General features: G+C 39.3%; 3 protein-coding genes and 1 pseudogene. 1 reads left to right on the forward strand and 3 read right to left on the reverse strand.

Annotated features, from left to right (window positions below; genetic code table 11):
* Positions 1-190: 190 nt before the first annotated feature.
* The 3 genes from H1P_RS31690 to H1P_RS31700 all read right to left on the reverse strand — a co-directional run bounded on the left by H1P_RS31690 (position 191) and on the right by H1P_RS31700 (position 3,484).
* On the reverse strand, positions 191-826 hold the full coding sequence (locus tag H1P_RS31690; RefSeq protein ID WP_144875219.1) for an antibiotic biosynthesis monooxygenase family protein: 636 nt from the start codon (positions 824-826) through the stop codon (positions 191-193).
* A 225-nt stretch (positions 827-1,051) separates the two neighbouring features.
* On the reverse strand, positions 1,052-1,681 hold the full coding sequence (locus H1P_RS31695) for a GUN4 domain-containing protein (protein WP_144875222.1): 630 nt from the start codon (positions 1,679-1,681) through the stop codon (positions 1,052-1,054).
* Between the two features lie 114 nt (positions 1,682-1,795).
* A complete protein-coding gene (locus H1P_RS31700) occupies positions 1,796-3,484 on the reverse strand; it encodes a potassium channel family protein (RefSeq protein WP_144875224.1) in 1,689 nt (562 codons plus the stop codon).
* A gap of 117 nt (positions 3,485-3,601) precedes the next feature.
* Here H1P_RS31700 and H1P_RS39645 point away from each other — a divergent pair.
* Positions 3,602-3,717 (forward strand): annotated as a pseudogene (locus H1P_RS39645) (O-antigen ligase domain-containing protein); the annotation flags it as partial.

The following is a 3,717-nucleotide window of genomic DNA, read 5'->3' on the forward strand; positions in this document are numbered from 1 at the left end:
ATGCACCAGAATTAGCTCGTACAATCCTAAAGCGATCGCCATATTGTTGTCTTAAATCCCGTGCAATGGCGCGTAAAACTTCGGGATCGTCATCTATAGTGAGAATTGCAGGTTTAGACATTTTTTAAAGGATGAGGGATGAGAGATGAGGAAAGTAATGGGTAATGGGTAATTACAGATAACTGGCTGTTTAGGTTTTTACTACGTGTACGACTTCATAGAGGTGATATTCGTTGTCGGCAATGCCTTCCCCGTAAGGTGCAGCTTTGCCAAAGCCTGGTTGTTTGGTTAGTTGCTCAATTGCTTCTTGATTTGACCATTGTCCGTAGTTAATCACACGAGTACCATCTAAACTGCGGTGAAAGGTAGCAGAAATTAGTCCTGGTTGTTCCATTGCGGGTTTGACGTGTTCTTTGGCTAATTCTATCATTTTCGGTTGATTTTCAGGTTTCATACTAAACTCGGCAAAGTGAGTCAAATATTCTCCTTCTTTAATTTCAGGAGTACCTACTTTGGACTCGCAGGTTACAATTTCATATACATGGGAATCTGGTCGATCGAAGGTAAACAGTTTTTCTGCTTTTTTTTGGATCTCTACATTATTTCTAAAAGCTTCAAATTCTGCTGTGCTTGCCCATTGTGCATAGTTAGCAACTTTCACTCCATCAGTACTTTTATGCAAATTAGCTGAAACAAAACCAGGCTGAGTTTTTACTGTTTCGAGAAATTCTTTAATTGCTGCAATCAAATCATCTTGTTGAGAAGTTTCAACCGTAAAAATAATGATTACTGTAGTTAATTTGTTATCTAAAGAAAGAGTAGTCATGGGAATTTACTTATTACTTAGAAAACTTGCTACTTGTGGTGTGACCCCGCTTCCTGCTGAAGATGCGACACGAAGTTAGTGATGCGCGACGGCGAAGCCGAGTCCTTTAGGGAAGCTAATCCTTTAGAACCTTTAGGGCAAGGAGCTTCCCCTGTTCCGCCTCTTTTCGACGGAATCAACCCCGAACCGAATGCGCACTGTTACTACTTGATAATTGATAACTGGTTACTGAATATCACAGTTGATCAATCGCCCTAAGAAAAAGTTGGTCATTTTTGAGCCATAGGGAGAATTCCACCAACGGGAAGGATGACAACCTTCGGGTGCATTAAGACTAAAATCTAGTTCTTTGCAGGGTAGCCAACGATTTTCTTTGCGCCAGCCTAAGATTTCACCCCATTTTTCCACTAATTTTTGATTTTGCTCGATAGTCGCCTGAATATTTCCTCCCATTTCTTGGTATATCTTCAACTGGGGGCTAAAACCAAAGCGATTTTTACTGTACTTGAGCCATAAACCATCAATAGTCATCAAGTCTTTACAAGGAAAATGTTGGATATCTTCTGGAGTTAGTTCTTCGATTTCTTTACCCATGACATCGAGGATTAGTTTAATAGTCTCTTTGTCGGCTTCAAACCAGTTTTCCTCAGCTAAGTACTGCTGAAGAGTTTCATATCGGTAGCTATCAGCAACTAATAAAAATTTGTCTTCTAATCTGGATATCTGTTTGGATAAAGGAGATAAATCTTCCAGTTGATTTTCGATGCTATCAAAACGGTTAGTAAATTGGTCAAGCTGTTCTTGAATCGCGCTTAACTGTTGTGATAACTGGGAAATAGGATCGCGATCGCTCATTGATTCTACTTAAGACTGTTTTCGATATACTATCGTATTTAGTTGAGAACCATGAGTTTTTTAAATTACATTTCAATTTGTCTGTTATGTAAGTGTCAAATTAAACACAATAGATCAAACCGAAAAAGTATCAAAACGGGTGCGCCACAATTTTTCTAAGCCATTGGCGGGGATCGTCAGATACAAGACATCTTGAGGAATTAACTCAGTTTCTAAAAGTTGCCAACCTCGTATCAATTGTCCTTTTCTTTCAATATATAACGGAACAAAGTCTACTGCCATTGCAGCTTCTTGTAAAGACTCACTGCAAAAAGGATGGGCGGGAGTAATCAAAGTGCCTAAAGCGACCCATAATAAGTCTTGGGTCATACCATTTCCTAAAATTCTGCCTCCCAAAGCTGCTGCTACAAAAGAATCTATTGCCAATTCTATGGGTGATAATACATGATCGAATTCAAAAACTTCTTGCATAGATGTCGCAAATTGAGGATCGTAACAGCGCACAATAGTTGAAATGTAAGGAGATATGCCTTTAGCAGTTAGAGCAATTTCTAAATTAACGGTGTCGCTACTGGTTACAGCAATTAAACTGGATGCTGAAGAAAGATTAACGGCTTTGAGGGTGGTAGCAAGGCTAGCATCTTCTATGACTACGGGTATTCCTAAAGAGCGGGCGCAATGAATATGACGACTATGAGAATCAAATTCGATGGCTACTACATCATGACCTTGATTATGAAGTTGACGAACAATTTGAATGCCGATTCCTCCTAAACCACACACTATATGATGCTTATTTCTTGGCATTTTGGCAACATCCCAAGCTTGTTTAAGACGGCTTCCCAAGACAAAATCATTGATTAAGGCATAGCAAATACCAATCACCCCTGCACCAACAATCATCATGATGGCAGTTAAGACTTTAACCGTATCAGGAGCTTGTTCTGCTACTTGTTCTTGTCCTCCTGCACCTGTAATCATACCTACAGAAAAATATAAAGCATCGACAACTGATGTCTGAAAGTTGACGCTGACATATACTGTGGTAGCCAGAAATATTAGTATCAGCAGAGATAGGGTTACGAGAATAATCGGACGGGTATAGCGTTGATAATGGGGTAAATTGGCCACTGCTTTAACTAATTTGTATAACCAAGAATTTTTTTTCTGACGTACATTGGGTTTTGTCCCAATAATTAAATGATCGCCAATTTCTAAGGTTTTACCAGTAGCTACTGCTGAAACAAGATCGATCTCTCCTTGGGAAGGTAAGTAATAAATCAGCATTCGAGAACTACTTTCCCAAAGCTGACTCAAGGGTTTACCCAGCCAAGGATGATCTGAATTGATAATTTCTTCATGAATTGGCCAAGTACAGTCGAAGAGTCTTAATTGTCCAATGGCTTGACTACCTAAAGCTGCAAAGGTAAAAATAGGGGCGACTAAAGATGCCACACTCATGCTAAAGTGTTCGGCTAGAGTCAGATCGAGTCTTTTGCCTAAAGTTTGATTGAATAAACGATTAACAATCCGAATCTGAGGATTTAAGACTTTGGCTTGGGTTAAAATTGCCAGATTAAGCGAATCATGGTGACTACTTAACACTAGGGTTTTGGCTTCTCTGATACCTGCTTTGACCAAAACTTCAGGAGAGCGAGCATCACCAATAATAACTGGATCGCGACTACTTAAAGCCAAAGGGCGATCGCTTACACCAACTACTTCCACTCCTTGTTGTTTTAATAGAGTATATATTTTATAACCTGTTCTTCCTAGACCACAAACAATAATTAGAGGTTTCATTTCCAGCAGCTAATAACTCTTTATAATTTTCTCCCAAGAAAAAATCAGTGATTGTAGCTTACAGCACCCTTAATCATTGAATAGGGTCTATCAGGGGCAAATATGAAGCCCACAAGTCCTCATGTAGTGGAATTTATGCCCATTGGTTCGCATCATACCTGGGCGGGGTTAGCTTTTGTTAAAGGAATGGTGGGTTTTTATTCTTTAGCTATTCCGATGATTTTAATTTTTTT

This window comes from Hyella patelloides LEGE 07179 (genome assembly GCF_900659865.1).
In the GTDB taxonomy this organism is placed as follows: Bacteria; Cyanobacteriota; Cyanobacteriia; order Cyanobacteriales; family Xenococcaceae; genus Hyella; species Hyella patelloides.